11 protein-coding genes are annotated in these 20,033 nt (G+C 59.7%); all 11 read right to left on the bottom strand.

Annotated features, from left to right (window positions below; genetic code table 11):
• Positions 1-2: 2 nt before the first annotated feature.
• The 11 genes from glpK to purB all read right to left on the bottom strand — a co-directional run bounded on the left by glpK (position 3) and on the right by purB (position 19,619).
• On the bottom strand, positions 3-1,541 hold the full coding sequence (glpK, locus tag Q5Q88_RS08225; protein ID WP_118654394.1) for a glycerol kinase GlpK: 1,539 nt from the start codon (positions 1,539-1,541) through the stop codon (positions 3-5).
• A 174-nt stretch (positions 1,542-1,715) separates the two neighbouring features.
• Positions 1,716-6,836 (bottom strand): beta-N-acetylglucosaminidase domain-containing protein, encoded by a 5,121-nt coding sequence (locus Q5Q88_RS08220; protein ID WP_302742885.1) that lies wholly within the window; start codon positions 6,834-6,836, stop codon positions 1,716-1,718.
• A gap of 224 nt (positions 6,837-7,060) precedes the next feature.
• On the bottom strand, positions 7,061-12,325 hold the full coding sequence (locus tag Q5Q88_RS08215; protein ID WP_302742883.1) for a sugar-binding domain-containing protein: 5,265 nt from the start codon (positions 12,323-12,325) through the stop codon (positions 7,061-7,063).
• Between the two features lie 228 nt (positions 12,326-12,553).
• On the bottom strand, positions 12,554-13,240 hold the full coding sequence (locus Q5Q88_RS08210; protein WP_302742881.1) for an L-threonylcarbamoyladenylate synthase: 687 nt from the start codon (positions 13,238-13,240) through the stop codon (positions 12,554-12,556).
• Positions 13,241-13,316: 76 nt separating this feature from the next.
• On the bottom strand, positions 13,317-13,769 hold the full coding sequence (locus Q5Q88_RS08205) for a hypothetical protein (protein ID WP_294159158.1): 453 nt from the start codon (positions 13,767-13,769) through the stop codon (positions 13,317-13,319).
• A 36-nt stretch (positions 13,770-13,805) separates the two neighbouring features.
• On the bottom strand, positions 13,806-14,111 hold the full coding sequence (locus Q5Q88_RS08200; protein WP_118654391.1) for a HigA family addiction module antitoxin: 306 nt from the start codon (positions 14,109-14,111) through the stop codon (positions 13,806-13,808).
• A gap of 11 nt (positions 14,112-14,122) precedes the next feature.
• Positions 14,123-14,404 (bottom strand): type II toxin-antitoxin system RelE/ParE family toxin, encoded by a 282-nt coding sequence (locus tag Q5Q88_RS08195; RefSeq protein ID WP_302742877.1) that lies wholly within the window; start codon positions 14,402-14,404, stop codon positions 14,123-14,125.
• 97 nt (positions 14,405-14,501) lie between these two features.
• Positions 14,502-15,686 carry a HemK/PrmC family methyltransferase gene (locus Q5Q88_RS08190; RefSeq protein WP_302742875.1) on the bottom strand — a complete coding sequence of 395 codons (1,185 nt, stop codon included), beginning with the start codon at positions 15,684-15,686 and terminating at the stop codon, positions 14,502-14,504.
• Between the two features lie 204 nt (positions 15,687-15,890).
• The gene (gene prfA / locus Q5Q88_RS08185; RefSeq protein WP_118654388.1) at positions 15,891-16,958 is read right to left on the bottom strand and encodes a peptide chain release factor 1; all 1,068 of its coding nucleotides are present in this window, start codon (positions 16,956-16,958) and stop codon (positions 15,891-15,893) included.
• A 252-nt stretch (positions 16,959-17,210) separates the two neighbouring features.
• Positions 17,211-18,218, bottom strand: a complete 1,008-nt coding sequence (locus Q5Q88_RS08180; RefSeq protein WP_302742873.1) for an InlB B-repeat-containing protein — start codon at positions 18,216-18,218, stop codon at positions 17,211-17,213.
• Between the two features lie 57 nt (positions 18,219-18,275).
• On the bottom strand, positions 18,276-19,619 hold the full coding sequence (gene purB / locus Q5Q88_RS08175; protein ID WP_118654386.1) for an adenylosuccinate lyase: 1,344 nt from the start codon (positions 19,617-19,619) through the stop codon (positions 18,276-18,278).
• Between the last annotated feature and the right edge of the window lie 414 nt (positions 19,620-20,033).

Genomic DNA, 20,033 nt, shown 5'->3' with positions numbered 1-20,033 from the left:
CCTTAACGTGAACGGGCACGCGCGACCGCATCGTGCCATCCGGAAAGGTTGCGCGCCACGACCTCTTCTGACGCGAATGGGTCGAACCTCTTGCCGGGCACGCGATTTTGCTCCAATTCGTCGAGGTCTTCCCAATATCCCACCGCAAGGCCGGCGAGATATGCCGCACCGAGCGCCGTGGTCTCGACGTTCTCCGTTTGCACCACGGGTATGCCCAGAAGGTCGGCCTGGAATTGCATGATAAAGTCGTTGCGCGAAGCTCCCCCGTCCACCGAAAGTGTCTCTATCTTCACGCCCGCATCGCGCTCCATGGAGCGCAGTACGTCAAAGCTCTGGTACGCCATCGACTCGCACGCGGCACGCACGAGCGTGGCGCGGTCGCTCGCGCCCGTCAAACCGCAAATTAGGCCGCGGGCATCAGGATCCCACCATGGAGCTCCCAAGCCGCTGAATGCCGGAACCAGATAACAACCGCCGTTGTCGTCAAGATGACGGCACAGGTCGGACGCCTCCTTGGTGCTGGAAATCAAGCCGAGTTTATCGCGCAGCCATTGCACCGTCGTGCCAGCGTGGAAGATGGACCCTTCGAGGGCGTAGGAGATCTTGCCGTCATGGGCGATGCCGATGGTCGAGACCAAACCATGTTCGGAGGCAACGCACGCCTCGCCGGTGTTCATGAGCATGAAACATCCGGTGCCGTAGGTGTTCTTGGTGCAACCGGGCTCAAAACAGCAATGGCCGAACAGCGACGCCTGTTGGTCACCCGCCACGCCCGTGATCGATGGCCCGTAGGTCATAATCTCGTTCGATACGCTCCCGTAACCATCTGAACTCCAGCGCACCTCGGGAAGCATAGAGCGCGGAACGTCCAGCATCTTGAGGAGTTCATCGTCCCATTCGAGCGTGTGGATGTTGAACAGCATGGTGCGACTGGCGTTGGTGTAGTCGGTGGCGTGAACCGCGCCTCCCGTGAGGTTGTAGATGAGCCACGTGTCGATGGTTCCGAACATCAGCTCTCCCGCATCGGCAGCGGCGCGGGCGCCATCGACGTTGTCGAGGATCCACTTGATCTTGGTACCCGAGAAGTACGGATCGGGCATGAGTCCCGTCTTGCTCCGAATGGTGTCCGACATACCCTCGGCGATGAGGGCGTCGGTGATGCCGGCGGTACGGCGGCATTGCCACACGATGGCGTTGTGGATGGGTTGACCAGAGTCGCGATCCCACACCACCGTGGTCTCCCGCTGGTTGGTAATACCGATTGCCGCGATGCGATCCGAGTGGATGCCGCTTTTGAACTGCACCTCCATCATGACGGCAATCTGAGAGGCGAGGATCTCCATAGGGTCTTGCTCGACCCATCCAGAGCGCGGATACATGGTCTTGATGTGGCGCGACGCCTGGGCAACCACGCAGTCGTACTCGTCGACGATGATTGCGCGCACCGATGTGGTCCCCGAGTCGAGCGCCATGATGTAACGGCCGCCCAAGGGCGTGTACGTGCGGTCAATCTTCCCGAGGTCTTTGAGCGAGAGCGCCATTGGAGGGCCTTTCTATGAGAGTGCCCGGCGCCCCTGATTGGAGCACCGGGCACAATACATGCCATTAGCATTGTTTCACGGGCACGGGGTCGCCACCGTGGCGCCTGCGGCCCATCCGATAGACGGGGCAATCAGTCGGTCAATGCACACATTTGGTGGGTGAAAGGCGTGGACCTACTTCCCTCCTCTGCGGCGAACAACCATCGCGATACCGGCGATGACCACGATGGCGCCAAGGGCTCCCAGCGCGATGACGGGGATCAGCGAGGAATCGCCCGTAGCCGGCAGACCGCCATTCGGCTTGGTCTGGGGAGAACCGGTGCCGGTATCGGCACCGTTGCCAGCGCCGCTGCCGCCGTTGTTTCCGCCGCCACTGCCACCGTTTCCGGATTCGCCCTTGAGTTTCAGTCCATCGCGAGCCGCCTTAAGGGCGCTCACCAGCTGCTCAGCCTCGGCCTGGGAAAGATTGTCTCCCTTCTCAAGTCCAACCTTGGCTGCCGCGAGAGCCTCGCCATATGCCTGCCAGGTCTCATCCGTGTACGGCGAACCATCCGTGATCGCTCCGTCCACAAGCTCGGAGAGCTCCGTGCCCGTGTACTTGAGGACCGGGCTGTTCAGCGCGGTCTCGATAGCGGCCTTGAGGTCCTCAACTTGGTCGGCAGTCAAGCTCTCGGGGTGCGCAATCGCATCCTTCGCCTGCTCGACGGCGGCATTCAGCGCATTGATGGAGTCGGTGGTCCAGGCGCTCGTGTCCTGCTGGCCCGCGGCATCGACCGTCTCCTGTAGCTCGGCGATGAGGTCGGAATCCACGCCGGAAAGCGCACCCAGCAGGTAGATCTCGGAAATCTGGGGCGTCGTGCCCTCAGCCCACTCGAACACGAGGTCCTTCACCGCGGTGTACTCCGCGAGCGCGCGACCGTTGTTCTTGAGCTTTCCGAAGCTGAACTCCTTGAGCACCTTGTTGTCGACACCCAGCTCGACCGTCGTGGTCGTGCTGTACGTATCGTCGGTGTAGAGGACCGCCTTCACCGTCACATTGCTCGGCTTGCCATGGGAGACGATGCGGACGCCTTGGAGCGGCGTGCCATCGGCCTTGAGCGGAGCGGACACATGGTACGTGAGCGAACCGGCCTCGGATCCTTGCGGTGTCCATGCGGTAAGCAGGTTCTTGTCGATGAGGTTCTGCGGGGTCTTGCCCTGCTGCTCCATCACTGTGGACTCAAAGTCGCCACCGGCATAGGTGGAAACGTATGCCCCCTTGTTGATGCGCAGCTCACCGATCTCGACCCAGCGATTCGGATAGGCCCCGGTAAAGCGGATGCGCAGGTAACGACCGCTCAGGTCGAGGTCCTTCGCTTCGATGAACATGTTTCCGGGGGTCTCGCTGGAGTGCGTGAGCCAGCCGGCTTCCTTGGCCGTCGACTGTGTTCCGGGGTCGGCGATCTTTCCATCGCTGTTGATGTCGAGGACGAGCTTCCAATCCGCGTCCGCGGCGTCGGGCGCATCGGCGACCTCAACGACCGCGTTGCGGATGAAATCGAGGCTGGCCTCGGGCACGAAGTACTCGAACGAGTTAATCGTACGGGTCTGACCCAAATCGAACACGACGGTGCTGCCCTTGGCAGGAGCGCCGGAGGACTTGGTGGCCGTGGTCACATCGCCGTCGAAGATCTTGGAGGCATCCAGCGTTTGATTGCCGGGAAGATCGCTCTTTACCAACGTGGGGGTGAGGGAGTTGAGATAGGAACCCTCAAGACCCTTGATGGTCACGGTCGCATTGTCGCCCGTGGCGCGGAAGCCCACATAGCGGGCGCGCTCCACGTTGGAGCCCTCGACAGGAATCCACTCAAGACCGTTCTGAGAATACACAGCCTCGGCGCTGGAGAGCGTCTGCTGGTCCAGGTTGGCAACCTTGATGTCGCGGCGGATGGAACCGAGGTCGAGCGCGAACACATCGCCCTTCGTGGGGAGGGTCACCGCGCCGTCGGTCGTCTTGAACGTGCCGTCACCCACACGAGCGGTGAGCTGGACATCTGCAAGGTCGAACGAGGCGTAGAAGTTGTCCTTGGTGTAGGAGAACTTTTCGAACGCCTGGAGCTCAAAGAGCTGGAACCAATTCGCCGTAGCCGCGGTGGCAACGACCTTGATGCCGGTGGCCTCAACGCGGTTGAAGGTGGCTGTCTGGTCGGCCGCGCTGCCGAGCGTGGCGATCTCGGTCCAATTGCCGCCCTGCTTGGGCTGCTCATCAGTGGTGTAGTAAAGCTTGGAGGACGTGAAGCAATCCTTGGTGCCCTGGAGCATGCGGACCGAGTCGATGAACCTGCGCTCGCCGAAGTTCAGCATCACCCAGTCATTTACAGCCGTGGCGCGGCTGCTCCAGAACTGCGTCGAATCATTACCGTCGATGGCACGATCGATGCTATTTGTGGAATACACGGGCATGTTGGTGGAAATGGCCTGCGTAGCCGCGGACATGCCACAGGTCGCGTGCAGTTCGGCCACGCGCCACCAGATCTTCTTGTCCTTGTTGTTGACGACCTTGATGGCCTTGGCCTCAACCGGGGCACTCAGCTTGACGATCTGATTCGTCTCGCTCGTGATGGCACCGGCCGGCTGCCAGGTACCATTGGTGTCCTGATAGTACGCCGCGCCCTCGTCGATGACATCGCCCGCCTGGCTCGCGCCCTGCTGGAACACGATGGCATCGATGGTCTTGGGCGTATCGAACGTAACGATGACGGCCGCGTCCTTGACGGTACTGTCGTCTTTGTCCGGCTCGGCGGCCTTGTGCGTGAGCCACGCCTCGGTGTCCTTGCCGTCGGAGGCGTTCTGCAACGGCTTGGACGTGTCCGCCGTTTCCTGGTTGGCGAGCGTCACCGTGCCGGTGAACGTGCCGCTCGTCTCGATCTTCTGGTTCACCATGATCTCATTGATGGTGGGCCAAGAATCGAGCTTGTTGTCACGAACGGCAACCAGGCGTACGCCGTCGACCTGCTTGAGGCCAAGATCGGTCACCGTGACGGTGCTCGTGGTGTATTCCTGAGCATTCGGTACGTCTTGCCATGCGCCATCCTTGAGATACTGGACCTTGCTGCAGTCGAAGAAGTTCTTGCCGGTGCCCTGAACAAACGTCACGGTATCGAGGTCGAACGGCTTGGTCTGCGTCATGCCAAAGTAATCGTCCTTGGATACCTTGTTCGGAGAACGATACTCGGCACCCGTGGCGGGATCACCGTCAAAGACGGCATCTTTGCTGCCCTCGGGCGTGTCGGTTCTGTTGGTCACCAGCTTGGTTACCACCGCGTCCGGGTCGGCGGCGAGCGTCGCCTTCTCGGCCACATAATCATTCAGTGCGTTGACCGTGGGCGTGATGTACGCCTTGCCCACACGAGCCTTCTCGTAGTGGTCGATGTACCACAGCTGATTGTTGTTCGCAGCTTCAAGCGCTGAGGTGCCCTCGGCGAACAGCGTGATGAGCTCGTTGGCGCTACCGCCGATGGAAGCCTTGACGGCATTCAGCTCGGTGATGGCGGCACGGGTGATGCCGTCGAATGTGTCGATCCAAGGCATCATCTGCTCCAGCATCGCCGAAGTGCCCGCCTGCTCGCGGAACGTCTTGGCATCCTTTTGGATCTCCTCGAAGACGGCGATCATCTTGTCGCAATCCTCGACAGTCACCGTGTCGGCGGCAAGCTTGGCAACGAAGTCGTTGAGCTCGTCCTTGATATCCGCGGACTCGCCGTTCTCCCACGTGGCGCCACCACCGTACATGCGCTTCATATGCACAGAGAGGTCATGCAGCGCGTTAGATCCCTCGGTGGGAATCGGCGAATTGTGATCGATGTAGCTAAAGGAATTCTCCCAGGTATCATCGGCATGGGCCTCGGACTCCCAGAGGTTCCAGGTGAAGTCCGCGTTCATGAAAATGCCCTGCTTGGAAGGCTCGGACTGCTGCATGGGGTTGATGACAACGCCCTTGACCTGGCCCGGCTTAAGGTCGGAACCCAGGAAGTTGTTGTGGCCACCCATATGCAGGGCGTCCTTGTCGTTATCGGAGCAGGGCCAGTTGATCCACATGAAGGGAGCCACGCCGGAGTTCTTCTGGAACGTCGAGGCGAAGCTGTTGTCGATCTTGCCCCACACACGTCCACCGGTATTGATGACCTGGACGTTCTCGGGAAGCTGGCTGTACCAATCCTCGCCATTACCCATGTAGTTCACCGGGCAGAAGATGAGCGTGTCCTTAAGGCCGGGATACTTGACCGCACCGTCCGTATTCTTGGCCTTCTGCTGCTCATGCAGCCAGTCGGTCATCTCTTTGCAGAGTTTGATGTACAGATCCTTGCCCTGGTTGCCCGCATCGTCCGCCAGAATGGCGATCTGGCGAACCCCGTGATCCATAACCTGGGTGAATTTCTGCTTGAGAATCTTCACGGACTCGTCGTAGTTCGCAGGCGTGATCGGGTTGCTCATGAACGGGTGCAGTGCGAAGACGAAGCGGCACTTGGACTCGTTGCCCGCCTTGGCAAGGGGCTCGATCTTGTCGCGCAGCTCGTCTTCGGTGTACAGTTCGCGCCACTTGGCGTTGTGCTTGGGATCGTCCTTGGGCGCGTAGAAGTAGGCATTGAGCTTATAGTAGCCACCCCACTCCATCAGGTTCACGCGATCCTCGGTGCTCCACGGGTTTCCGTAGTAGCCCTCGATAAAGCCGCGTGTGGTCACGTCCGCGTAATCCGAAGCAGTAAAGGCGCGAAGCGTCTTGCCTTCTACCTGCTGGAGGATTTGATACAGCGTCGTAAGGCCATAATATGCGGCGTCCGTATCCTTGCCCAGCACGATGATCTGGTTGGAACCCGTGCTGCTTGCCGGCAGCGATGCCAGCATGTAGCTATCGGTCTTGTCGAACAGGCCGTCCGTATAGGAGAGCTTACCCTCCTTTACGAGCTTCTCAACATGACTGTCAACCGCACCCTTGGAGCCCTTAATACCCACAAGCAGCGATGTTTCACTGTCGCTTGTGGGAACCGAAGCGCCCTGAGCGGCCTTGAGCCCTTTGAGGTCGAGCGTCTCGTTCATGCGCGTTACGGTGTCCGCATCGATACCATCCTCGACAACCGTGGTGATAGTGTCGCTGAGTGGAACCTCGCCGTTCGCATATGTCACCGTGTGCGGCGTCGGGTAGATCTGGTAATCCCCTTCAGCCGCATGGGCGATTGCGGGCGATACGCTCAGGCCCACGACTGCACACGCGCAGGCGATAGCCTTCGCAATCTTCCATCGTATTCCTCTCGCCATCCATTTTCCCCATCTCGTTCAACGGGCACTCCGCTCGCTCGAGACAGAGCCATCCCTTTGTACATAACGCATCAATCTTCCCGTAGGAGGCTGCTCCCCCCCGTTCGCGATTTGGCGAGCGGCACCTTATCGAGCGTTGAACGGTTCAGCCTATCTCTTTTATGTGGATTATTGTTTCCGCTGGTATTTACTATTGAGTACCAACCTAGTGGGATAATCCACGTTCACCCGCGAGGGGGTTCGTCGCGCCGCTTGACGCCGGCAATCGCCGTTGCCAACCCAAGACCACCGAGGACGACAATCGACAGCATCGATGCATCGCCGGTTCCCGGCAGCGTCGTGCCCGGCTTGTTCGCGCCGGCGTCACCCGCGCCAGAACCGGTGTTGCCACCACCGGGGCTCACCGGCGGGTTGGGATCCGTATCGGGATCGACCGGGGGCACGGGATCGGGATCGGGGCCGTGATCGGGCTGGGAAGCCTTGTTCACCGTGACGGACAGGACGGCGTCGCGCTCGCCATAGGTGACCTTGATGTCGACCGTGCCCTCCTCATCGAAGACGGTCCCGAGCGCGGGATCAAAGGTGAAGTCGGCCTTGGTGTCCTCGCCGTATGCGACGTGTTCAATGTCACCGTTGCTGTAAGAAAGCTCAAGCTCCATGCCGGCCGGGTCGAACGCCTCACCCACGGTGTAGATACGCTTGGCGGGCTGCGTCTCCACCGCAATGCCCGTAAGCGTACGGCCGTTGAGTTCGATGGTGAAGTCATGCTCAATTGTGCCGGAGTAGTCACCAATGCCCTCGATAAGCACCTTGGCGGTGCCGGCAACAGTGTTGTTTTGGAACGTGAGTAGGTAGTCCACACCATAGACGAGCACCCGCTCGCCATCGACGATCCGCTCATCAAACTGGTCGGCGAGCACCGGATGATCCGCGTCAACGCGATCGACCTTAACGACGCTCGGAAGGTCGGTCTGCAGCGTGTTGAGATCAACCGTCTCGGCGGTCTTGCGCAGACGAATCTCAGCGGCGGACATGAAGGTCGTACTTTTATCGGCTTTGTCGGTCAGAGACTTCTCGGCCTTGAAACGGAACTGGCTGGCCGTTACCGGTTCGTCGAACTGGGCGATCTGCCACGAGCGATCGTTCGTATCCCACGTTCCCTCGGCGCACTTAACCCACTCTTCATCAGCGCCGTTGCGATACCAGATGGAGTACTCCTCAATGAGGCCATTGGGGCCCTGCTGGCGGGGCAGATACCTCAGGGCTTCAATACTCGTCGGCTCCTCGAGCGTCATGTCAACATAGAGCTCATCTTGCGGAGTGCCGCTCCACAAAGAGTGGTAGATGGAGTCGTGATCGCCATCAAAGGCGAACTTGATCGGGCCTTCCTTGCCGCTTTGCCCCTGCTCGCTCGATGCCGTGGGCGTCATGTCCCCAACGGGGTAGTCGCGCGCATCATCATCGGTCCCAAGGTCCGGCGAGACCGTGTCGGAGCCAAGGTTGATGACAAACTCACCGGTCTTGGCGTGGTCCTCGGACTCGAGCAGGATCTTGATTTGGTTCTCATAGGCGGGAAGGATGGTGACCGCGGCATTGTCCTTGCCGGCGGCGGCGACGTCGGCCACAATGGCGCGCGTGTCATAGCTGCCCGAGGCAAGAGCACTCGCCGACAGATCTTTACCATTCACGTTGAGGCTCTTGAGCGCGGCTTCGGCTCCCACCGGGTAGGAAGTGGTCGCCTTGATAAGTTCGACCTCGGTAATCATAGTGCAAGGCTTGTTGCTGCCCGTGTCGGTTGCGGTCGAGTTCACAATGTTCATGCGAACGAACACGGCCGTGACCGGTTCAAAGTCATAGGTGTAGAGCCTGACGTTGGTGCTTGCGTCGGTCTCGGCAATCGTCTCGCGAGCCTCGACCTTCTTCCACGATCCCTCGCTACCGTCCTCGGACACCTCGAACGTGACGGTATTCGCATCGGGATACCTGCCGGACCCCCCATCCCTGCCAAAGTACACCTTGATCTGACCGAGCGGCTGCTGAGTTGCATAGTTAAAGGTCAGCTTCGATTCCCGGTGACCGTCCTGAGCCCACTGCCAATTCGACCAGCAGCTCTGGTTCCTGCCACCGCCCGTGTTGGCGTCCATGGTGGTCGACCCGTTGCGAATCGCCTCAAGGGTGTCGGACGTCTTATCCTCGGGAATATCCTGGGTGAGCGTCATCGCGTCGGGGGCGATGTTGGTGCCCAGGGTGATGTTGCCCTTCTGAACGCGGACGGTCGCAGTGACCGGCATGTCCTTGCCGAACACGCTCGCGTGACCTTCGATTACGACCTCACCGGGCTCTGCGAAACGCCCAGCCTCCGGCTCATCCCATGTGACAGGGAAGCTTGCGTTCATGATCGTACCGTCGGGCATGATGGCCGGACGGGAGGCAGGAAGCACGGGCTCGCCCTTAACCGGAATGGTGGTCGAGTAATTGCGCAGTGCAACGACCTCGTCGACGATCGTGACGATGGCGCTGATCTCGGTGTTGGCAACGGTGCCCTTAACGGTGAACGAACCAGGCTGAGTAAGCTTCTCCTCGTCGATCGCGTTCCAGCTGACCTCTTCCTGCGAACTTGAGCCATCCGTGTAACGAACCTCGACCTGGGAGGGAAGCGTAACGGACGCACCCATCTTCACATAGTGGTACCGGGAATAGACCAGGGCATCGACTTGCTTCTGCTCGGACGGCTGGTCGGCAACCTTCTCAACCGGAATCTCGACCGTTGCAGGCGTGAGACCATCGGCGCTCACCGTCACCGTAACCGTGCCCGCATTCTTTGCAGCGCGCACGATGCCGACGAGCTGACCGGCATGGGCAGCGCGATTGTCGTCGCGGAACGACTGGTGATCAGCCTGGACTCCGTTGTCAATGCCGGCGAGCACGCCCGCACCCTCAACCGTGAAGGTAACCTGGTTCTTGGCCGTGGGAACGATGACGCCATTCTCATCCTCAACGTTCACGGTGAGATACGCGAGGTCGGTGCCGTTGGCCTTCATGGCGGTACGGTCCACGTCAACCGTCAATTTGGCAGCCGCGCCGGCCGTCTTCACGCTCTTGCGCCCGGCCCAATTCTCGGTGGAAACCTCCTGCCCCTCGTCGTTGTACGCCTTAGCGGAAATGGTGCCATCGGCATAGGGAACGTTCCAGGTGAGGTAGAGGTCCTCATGAGTCGGGGTCTCGGTGCCGTCCTCGCCCTTATAGACGCGGTAGGTGTACTTTCCACCCTCGGACGTGACCTTGCTCAGTTTCTTCTTACCAAGGCTGCGCGCCTCACCACCATCCGCCGGCGTGAAGAACAGCTCGACTTCGGCCGCATCGGTGTAGACGACGACCTCGACCTGCTTGTCATTGCCCGTCGTCATGACCGCGTTCTCATTCCACGCGGGCAGGATGTGGAGGGTGTTGACGTTGTCGTTCCACTGGCTCTGATAGAAGTAATACGAATCTTTGGGCAGGCCGGCGGTATCGATGATGCCAAAGTAGGAGCTCTTCGGCGAGGGCCATGCGCCCTGCGCGCCGGGGACGGTGCCGTTTGAGGGCGTGGGTTCTCCCAGATAATCAAAACCGGTCCACACATATTCGCCAGCCATAAAGTCGTTGGTGATGATGTCGAACCACGCCTTGGAGGCGGTGTGACCCCACGACACCGCGGACTTGTCGTACGACGTCAGCAACTTGTCGGCGTTGAGCCTGTTGCTGTCCTTGGTGGTGTACACGCCACGGCTGTTGGTGGCAGAAGCGGTCTCGGATCCGTAGAGCTTCCACGTGGGGTGCTTTTGGTGAACATCCTTGTACCGGTTACCGTCCATATAGTTGAAGCCCACGATGCCGCCAGCATCGGCGATGCCGGCCGGGTTGAGCTCGGTCGCCTGCTCGCCGCCTTTGAACTTGTTATCGCCCGTGGTGATGGGACGTGTGGTGTCAACTGCCTGCGCCCACGTAATGAGGTTCTTCTGCACCTGCTGAAAATTCGCAATGCCGCCCGTTCCCTCGGTCATCTCGTTGCCAAGGGACCACATGATGACGGACGGGGCGTTGATATCGCGCTTCATGGATTGCTCGAGATCAAACTGGGCCCACGTTTTTGAGGCCTCGCCGTCGATGAGCTCGCTTTCGCCCATCGCCTGATTGAAGAAGCGGGAATAGTCGTTGCGGTTATCGTTCTTCGCGGAAGTCCAGCCGTCGAACATCTCGAGGACCAGCAGCATGCCCTGCTCATTGCAGATCTCGGTGAGCTCGCGAGAATGCGGGTTATGGGTGGCGCGGATGGAGTTGCACCCCATGTTCTTGAGGAGTTTGACCTGGCGCTCGAGGGCGTCGTGTGTGTCCACGGAGCCGAGTGAGCCCTGGTCATGGTGCATGCAAACGCCCTTGAGCTTCATGCCCTCACCATTGAGGGAAAACCCCGTATTGGCGTCGAAGTTGAAGAAACGGTACCCGAAGTCAACGTCATACGAGTCGACGACACGATCTTCCTGCTTGATCTCGGTGCGAACGGTATACAGGTTAGGATTATCCAGGGTCCAGAGCTCGGGGGCAGCCGTGGTGATGGCATCCTGCTCGACCGTTGCGCTTGCGCCCGCAGCGATGTTGGTGGCAGCGCTCTCAACGCGGGCAATTGCCTGCTCAGGAGTGCCACCACGGGGGATCACCGTCTGCACGACCTTGACGGAGGCGTCTTTGTTCCCCTTGTTGGTGACGACGGTCTTGAGATGAGTCTTCACCTGGGTTTTGTTGGAGTCGGAAAGCTCTGGAGTGGTCACGACTACGCCATCGCGATCGACGTGCACGGGATCGGTGATCACGAGATCGACATCGCGACCGATACCCGATCCGGAATACCAACGGCTCGACGGCGTCTGATGGTTCGCCTTTACGGTGATCGTGTTGGATTCACCGAACTTAAGGTACTCGGTGATGTCGTACGAGAACGGCGAGTAGCCATAGGGGTGGTTGCCAAGCTGGTGACCGTTGACCCACACCGTAGAGTCCATGTACACGCCATCGAAATCGATACGGACCGTCTTGCCCTTGAGGGCTTCGCCCACCGTGAAGCTCTTGCGGTACCAGCCGATACCACCCAGCTTGTAGCCACTCTCGGCCTCACCGGCGGTGGTGTATTCCTGATCGATGCTGTAATCATGCGGAAGGTCGACGTTCTTCCATGCGGAGTCATCGAATTGCTCGCCCTCGGCGCCACTTGCATCGCCAAGGTAGAACTTCCAATTCTCATTGAAGTTCTGCGTGCGCACGGACGAATCGCTCACGGTGTTGATGTAGACGAGCTCGGGCTCCGAACTCATCTGCGTCGACGACTGCGACCGAACGTCGGGTGCGATTTCGGCCCAAGCTTGTGCGAGCGGTGCAGTTGCGATAAGGGCACCTGCGGCGAGCGCGCAGACAAACTGGCTCCTCGTTCGTCCATGAGTCAGACGTGCCTTCATTCATATCCCCCTTCGCCTAAGGGGCTCCGCCTCGCGGCAGGACCCACCTACAGATAGCGACATTCAAGGAAGGATTTTCACATGGCTCACATCGGACTCGCCATTCAACTCACATGAACGGTGAGTTATTGGGGGCTGAATGGTATTTCCCCTGCTCAAACGGTATACATTGGTCTCTTTTCTTAACTACCACTTGAGTGGGTTGTCAACCATCGGCCGCAACGGAAGCTACGCCAGAGCCTCGTATATGTCTTTTGCGGCAAGCGCCCCCTGGCGAAGGATCGTCACCTCTCCGCCCTGTACGGCTACGATGGTCGACGCATCCCTGCACGGGGTCTCCCCCGCATCGACGGCAACATCCACCCCGCTCAAGATGCGTGGCTCTACTTCGACGAACGAAGTTGGTGCGGGTTTGCCATGCGTGTTGGCAGATGTCATGGCGAGCGGAGAGTCACAGAGACGGATCAGCTCCTGTACCACCGACGACGCCGATGCGCGCAATGCAACCGTGCCGTCAGATGCGCGCATGAAGGCTGGGACTCGTGGTCCCGCAGGCACAACAAGGGTGAGGGCGCCGGGCCAGAATGCCGCGGCAAGGTCGCGAATCGCCTGCGGCACATCAACTCCGTACTCATCAAGCGCCTCTGCCCCCGACACGAGCCAGGGAACCGTCTGGGCGGTATCGCGGTGCTTAAGCGTAAAGATGCGTCCGTACCCCGTGGCAGACGGCGGCATTTCCCCACACGCGGCGTAAGCCCGAACCGCAACGCCAACGCCATACACCGTCTCGGTGGGCACCAACGCGAGGGCGCCCGAACTCATTGCCTCGGCGGCGACCCCGAGTAGCTCTCCATCGGGCGCGGGCACGCCTTCGCGCGCTCCCCCTGCTGTAACGCGGTACACCTCGACCATCATCGCCCTCTCTCGCTGGTTCTACCTCTTCGCAACGAACACGTACTCTTTCAGTCTGCCGAGCGCTTCTCTCAAACGCTCAGTGGGCAGCGACAAGTTCAACCTGATCGCTTAGGGTCTTGCTAAAACCCACGTACGTCGGTGCGTGAACAAGCACGCTGTCACCGCGCGAGCAGAGAACCGCAAGCGCAGAGCCAACGCCACCCAGCACGCCGTATTCGTATGCGATGTGCTCCGGGCGCATGCCAGTCACGCCGTTCCGCTGCTCGTGCCAACGGACAATCGCATCATAATAGGCGGGCGAAGGGTCAAAGCAACCAAAGCACGGATGGTCGACGCGTTCATGCAGGGCGCGGGTGACCGAAGATGCGGTCGCAAAACTCATATCGGCAACCCACATGGGAATGATGTCGAATCCCTCTGCGACCTCTACATCAGTAGGACCCAGTGAACCCCCACGTATCGCCGCCTGCGCGTCATACGCGATGGCGTCCTTGCCTGTCCTGTCGATTGCCTCGGTAAAGTTGAACATACATCCCTCCAGCTGCTACTTCTTTTGCTGCGTCTATTAGCCTATTGCCACCTGATCCAACGGCTGAATGTCCTGCAGGTCAGCCTCAAGGGCTGTTCGCGCCTCTTCGACATCGTATGCGACTTGCGCCCTGAGCCAGTATCCGTCCGTTAAGCCAAAGTACCGGCAAAGGCGCAAATCGGTATCGGCCGTGATACGACGACGCCCCAAGACAATCTGCCCGATCCTTTGAGCCGGAATACCCGTCGCCTTGGCCAGTCGATACTGCGATATCCCCAAAGGCTCGAGAAACTCCTCTTTTAGAAGCTCCCCCGGTGTAACAGGTGCCAAGTCGCGCGCCATTTCGTCTCCCCTCAATGATGGTAGTCGACGATTTCAACGTCTTTTGGCCCTGACGGGGTCCAGGTAAAGCAAACCCTGTACTGGTCATTCACCCTTATGCTGCATTGACCAGAGCGCTTCCCCGTCAAAGCCTCAAGATGGTTACCGGGAGGAACTCGAAGATCATTAAGGCTGCCGGCAATGTCTAGCTGCCTCAGCTTTCGCAGAGCGATTCTCTCGAACGGAGCAAATCTGAGCACGCGAAGGCCCCTCGCCAGCCTCTCGGTATCTTTGTCTCGATACGATAGAATCATAGTAACGCCCTTCGTTAATAACGTCAAACGTTATTATTTGCAATCACTACTGATGCAGACACTTGATTCTCTCCGCGCGTCACCGCGAGATGCCGGCCTACACGCGAGCGAGGATGATGCGGGGGCGATTGGTAAGATCGTTGACGACACGGACCTCACGCATGCCGGCGGCGCGGCACAGGGAGGCTGCCTGGTCGAGGTGTCCCTCATAGAGCTCGCATGCAAGAAGTCCACCGGGCTTGAGCATGTGGGGGGCGGCATTCACCAGACGCCTGAAGATGTCCAGACCATCTTCCCCGCCATCGAGAGCCAGAGCCGGCTCATAATCCGCCACCTCGTGCGGAAGGTTACCCATCACCGATGTTGGAATGTAGGGGGGATTCGACACCAACACATCGAACGTCCCCCACTCAGTCTCACGATTGAGGGGCGAGACGAGGTTGCCCAAGCGCACATCCACAACATCGGGCGCAATACCCAACGCGTCACGGTTGCGGATGGAAAGGTCGACAGCGCGCGGCTCTATGTCAATCGCAACACAGCACGTATGCTCCGGGCGCTCGGCGGCGATGGAAAGCGAGATGCACCCGGTTCCGCAGCCGACTTCCAGCACACGAGCCACCTGCGATGCAGAATCATCGTCATCCGACGTGTTCACACCGTTTGCGCTCGTGGCGCCCAATGCGCCCTCCCCATCCCGAGGAACGGCGGTTTGCAGGCCCACCTCATCGCCAGAATCACCAGAATCTCCGGCCTCAAGCTCGGCATCCTCTTCAAGCGCCGCGATGTCCTCCTCCGTGAGCTCGCGTTCGACAAGGCGATCCTCGCTCTGGGCTGCCGCCGTTGCCAACTCCGCTTCGCGCGCCGCCTGAATCTCGGCGTTCCATGGCAGCTCAACACGGCTGCGCGGCCTGCATGCAGCAGCACCCAAAACGTCGGCATCGATGTACTTGAGGGTTTCCTCAACCAAAAGCTCCGTTTCGGGACGCGGAATGAGGACGCCGGGGGCACACGCAACGGTGATGGTTCGAAAATCCGTCTCCCCAATGATGTACTGCAGCGGTTCACCCTTGGCCCTGCGTACCACGGCGCTATGCATGCGAGCAAGCTCCTCAGGCGACATGGGCTTGTCGAAGCTCATGTAGATCTCTGTCCGTGAGAGCCCCGTAACCCCGGAGAGAAGCCACTCGGCAGACAGGCACGGACGCTCGTCGCCCTTATCTCTCAGGTAGTCGCGCGTCCAATCCAGACACCGCTTGATGGTCCAAGTCTCGTTTGGCATCTCGGCCCCCGTCCTCATGTATTGCTCATCCGCGATTCTACGGCACGGCCGTCGCCCACCTTTCGGAAATGGCAAATTACAGCATATCCCGGCCAAAGTCGTTCGTAAGGCAGAGAACTTCCGGCAAGACCATGCACACATCAAACAAGGGCGGCTTGCAAACAAACCGCCCTCACACACGCTATATGGTTGTGACGCGATGGCTTATACGGCCTCGGCCAACTTTGCTGCACGGTCGGCTGCGGCGAGCGCGTCGATGACGCCCGCGAGCTGGTCGCCCAGCAATACACCGTTGTACGTGGAGTTATAGCCGATACGATGGTCGGTCACACGGTCCTGCGGCAAGTTGTACGTGCGGATCTTCTCCGAACGGTTGCCGTGGCCGATCTGCGCGGAGCGCTCGGCACCAAGCTCAGCCTGCTGCTTCTCGAGCTCCATCTCGTACAGACGAGCGCGGAGCATCTGCATGCAGACCTCGCGGTTCTGGATTTGAGAGCGCTGCTCCTGGGACTGGACCACGGTGTTCGTGGGCAGGTGGGTGATGCGAACCGCCGAATAGGTGGTGTTGACGCACTGGCCGCCAGGACCGGAGGCACAGTACGTGTCGATGCGCAGGTCGGACTGGTTGATCTGGATGTCAATCTCATCGGCCTCGGGCAACACGGCAACGGTCGCGGTGGACGTCTGGATACGGCCCTGCGACTCCGTCTTGGGAACACGCTGGACGCGGTGCACGCCCGACTCATACTTCATGACGGAGTAGACCTTGTCACCCTCGACCTTGAACTCGATGGACTTGAAGCCACCCGCCTCGGATGGGCTGGAGTCGAGGACCGTCATCTTCCACTTTTTGGACTCGATGAAGCGCTGGTACATCTTAAAGAGGTCGCCCGCAAAGATGGCAGCCTCGTCGCCGCCCGCAGCGGAGCGAATCTCGACAATGGTGTCCTTCTCGTCCATCGGATCACCCGGAATGAGCATGATCTTGATGTCTTCCTCGAGCTGGGGAAGCTTGGCCTCGTTCTCGGAGATCTCCATCTGGAGCATCTCCTTCTCGTCGGCATCGCTGGCATCGTGCAGCATCTCCTTGGCCACCTCGATGTCATCGAGGGCACCAAGGTACTCGCGAGCTGCCTTCACCAAGTCAGTCTGGTGCGCATATTCCTTGTTGAGGCGCGTGAATTCCTTAATGTCGCTGGCAACGGCCGGGTCGGAGAGCTTCTTCTCGAGCTCTTCGAAGGCGATGATGATTTTCTCAAGCTTGTCGCGCATGATGGCTCCTTGTATACGCGTAGGAATAACGGGGGCGCCGATGGTTTGATCGACGTGCGGGATGAGTTATGCCGGACAACGTCCAAGCAAAAATGCAGGCGTAGCTAGAGCTTATCGAGCGCGATGTGCATGGTTCCTCCTATAGTCTGCTGGATATGATACCCAAAACGCGCGGCGGCGGATAGCAGAAACGGGCCGCTGCCATAGGACAGCGACCCGTCTGAAGCACGTGTGTCTCGTGCGGTCTATGGGTTACTCGGACTTACGACGCTTGGCGACGATGACACCCGCAACAACGGCGGCGGCACCAGCGACGCCCAGGGCGACCATGCCGATGGCGCTCGTATCGCCCGTCTGGGGAAGCCCGTTTTGGGGCTTTTGCGCGTTGGTGGTGGAGCTGGCCTTCACCCAGCCTCCGTAAAGCGTCATATCTGCCGTTACGACATCCTTGTCAAAGTTCCACTCGCCAGACACGGACCCGTCGGAAGCCTTGACCTTAAACCAGCCAACGAACTTCCACCCTTTGTACGTGGGGTCGGCAGGACGGGTAAGCTTGGAGCCCGGCTCAACCTCTTGCGTAAAAGAGGAACCCGCACCGGTCTCGAAGGTGACCGTGACTTTGTCAACGGGCTCGGGAGCGACACCCGAATCAACCAGCTTAACCTTGAGCGTGAAGGGCGCGACCCCAGAGGAGGCCTGTGATGCATCCGCCTCTTTTTCAGCACTGAACTCAAAGGAGAATTCTGCCGAAGTGTCGGCTGCCGCGATGGCCTTATTCAGGGCCGCGAGGTTAGCGGTGTCCACCTTGATGGCGTAGCCACTCTTCTCGACATCCACGTTCATACCCATCAAAGCCAGGAGGTCAGCTTCGGTGATTTCCTTACCCGATGCCACATCGTAGACATACACGCCGTTAACGACCTTATCGGCGTTCGGGACCAGCTGCGCGCTCACGGCGACCAGATTGCCTTCCTCATCAAGTTGCAGGCCAGAGCCGGGAACGATGAACTCAGCCGCAGGCGGCTTGCCGTTAAAGGTACCGCCCGTGATGAATCCGGTGCAGTCTTCGCTATAGACCGCTTGCCCTGAATCAGGCGCGGTGGTCTCGAGTGTGCCGCCCGTTACAGCGATCTTGACCTGCTCGATCGCCTCAGGATCGTTCTTTTGCGGATTGCTCTCATGCAAGGCGTACATTTTCCAGCACTTGAGCATGGGGCAAAACATTGCCCGTATGACAAGGGGTGCCACCGGCTGTTTCACGCCGGTAGCACCCCTAATTCCCTCGTCTGTATGTAAAACGAGCCATTCCCTTACACGCTAGAAGCTCAGCTGCTCCAGACGCGTAAAGACCGTGTCGATGCGGGTGAGGAAGTCCCACGGATCGAAAATCTCGTCAAGCTTTTCGGCAGGCACCGTGCACTCCGGATCGGCCTCGAGGCGCTCACGCAGCGTCGGGCCATCGACGGCAGCGTGAACATCGTCCCACACGGCCATGGAATTGCGCTGGACGATCTTGTAGGCGTCCTCACGCGTAATGCCCGTGTCCACCAAGGCGAGCAGCACCTTGGAAGAGAAGATGAGACCGCGCGTAAGGTCGAGGTTCGCCTGCATGCGTGCCGGATACAGAATCAGGCCGTCGACGATGCGAATGAGGCAGGTGAGCATGTGGTCGAGCGCGATGAAGCTGTCGGCCTGCGCCACGCGCTCGGCAGAGGAATGCGAGATGTCGCGCTCGTGCCACAGGGCCACATTGTCAAACGCAACCTGGGCATTCGCCTTCACCACGCGCGACAGGCCGCACACCTTCTCGAGGGTGATGGGATTGCGCTTGTGGGGCATCGCGGAACTGCCCTTCTGACCCTTGCGGAAGGGCTCCTCGGCCTCGAGGGTGTCGGTCTTCTGCAAATTGCGAATCTCGGTGGCAATGCGGTCGCAGGTCGCGGCGGTCGTGGCCAACACGCCGGCGAGATATGCATGATGGTCGCGCGAAATAACCTGCGTAGACAGCGGATCATGGGCGAGACCGAGGTGCTCGCACACGTACTCCTCGACAAACGGGTCAATGGAGCTGTACGTGCCCACCGCGCCGGAAATCGCGCCGAACGCGACGTTCTTACGCGCGTCGATGAGGCGGTCGAGGTCGCGCTTGAGCTCCCAGGCCCAGCTGCCGAACTTCATGCCGAACGTCATGGGCTCGGCATGGATGCCATGGGTGCGACCCACGCACAGGGTATTGCGCTCCTCGAACGCACGGCGGCGACAGATCTCGCCGAGCTTGCGTACGTCCTCAATGATGATGTCCGTGGCCTGAACAAGCTGATAGCACAGGGCAGTGTCTCCCAGGTCTGAGCTGGTCATGCCGTAGTGCACCCAGCGGCTGGGCTTGGGATCGCCCTCGGGCACATCGGCGTCGATATAGGAGCCCATGTTGGTAAGGAACGCGATGACGTCATGATTGGTGACGGCCTCGATTTCGTCCACCTCAGCCTTGTTAAAAGCGGCGTGCTCGCGAATCCAAGCGGCCTCCTCCTTGGTAATACCGCATTTGCCGAGTTCGGCCTGCGCCTCGCAGGCAAGGACCTCAATCTCCTGCCAAATGGCGTACTTGTTCTCAAGCGAGAAGATGTGGCCCATCTCGGGACGGGTATAGCGGTCGATCATGGCGGCTCCTTTTTGAGTATTGGCACGCAACGTACACGCCTTATTGTACGTGCACGGACTTACACATGCACGCGCTGCAAGAAGCGAACAAAACCACTCGCACGTGACGCCCGCGCTTCCCGCGCACCATGGAAGTGGGGGTATGTGCCAGGAATCGGGCGAAAATGTAACGAGTTTCCGAAGAGGCCGAGTAGAGCGCCAGTTGAGGCGGCAAACCCCCAGCTCGCAAGCTGTCAAAACCCACGTCTACCCGGCGTATCGAATTCTTCGTTACATTTTCGCCCGATTTGCGGCATCGCCTGATGAAGTTGAGGTCATCAAAAGCGCAAAAGGGTAGCACAACTCGACAAAACTCCGGCATTTGGGCGTGCGGCAGAAATCTTGGAGACCGGGGCCTCCGTCCTTAGGCCGCCA

The organism is uncultured Collinsella sp. (assembly GCF_959026545.1).
Lineage (GTDB): Bacteria > Actinomycetota > Coriobacteriia > Coriobacteriales > Coriobacteriaceae > Collinsella.
This window is presented reverse-complemented; position numbering and strand designations above follow the sequence as displayed.

What these genes read in the sequence shown, in the direction of transcription:
- glpK (WP_118654394.1), bottom strand. Translation starts at nt 1,541, where the DNA reads ATGGCGCTCTCGCTCAAAGACCTCGGGAAGATTGACCGCACGTACACG.
- Q5Q88_RS08220 (WP_302742885.1), bottom strand. Translation starts at nt 6,836, where the DNA reads ATGGCGAGAGGAATACGATGGAAGATTGCGAAGGCTATCGCCTGCGCG.
- Q5Q88_RS08215 (WP_302742883.1), bottom strand. Translation starts at nt 12,325, where the DNA reads ATGAAGGCACGTCTGACTCATGGACGAACGAGGAGCCAGTTTGTCTGC.
- Q5Q88_RS08210 (WP_302742881.1), bottom strand. Translation starts at nt 13,240, where the DNA reads ATGATGGTCGAGGTGTACCGCGTTACAGCAGGGGGAGCGCGCGAAGGC.
- Q5Q88_RS08205 (WP_294159158.1), bottom strand. Translation starts at nt 13,769, where the DNA reads ATGTTCAACTTTACCGAGGCAATCGACAGGACAGGCAAGGACGCCATC.
- Q5Q88_RS08200 (WP_118654391.1), bottom strand. Translation starts at nt 14,111, where the DNA reads ATGGCGCGCGACTTGGCACCTGTTACACCGGGGGAGCTTCTAAAAGAG.
- Q5Q88_RS08195 (WP_302742877.1), bottom strand. Translation starts at nt 14,404, where the DNA reads ATGATTCTATCGTATCGAGACAAAGATACCGAGAGGCTGGCGAGGGGC.
- Q5Q88_RS08190 (WP_302742875.1), bottom strand. Translation starts at nt 15,686, where the DNA reads ATGCCAAACGAGACTTGGACCATCAAGCGGTGTCTGGATTGGACGCGC.
- prfA (WP_118654388.1), bottom strand. Translation starts at nt 16,958, where the DNA reads ATGCGCGACAAGCTTGAGAAAATCATCATCGCCTTCGAAGAGCTCGAG.
- purB (WP_118654386.1), bottom strand. Translation starts at nt 19,619, where the DNA reads ATGATCGACCGCTATACCCGTCCCGAGATGGGCCACATCTTCTCGCTT.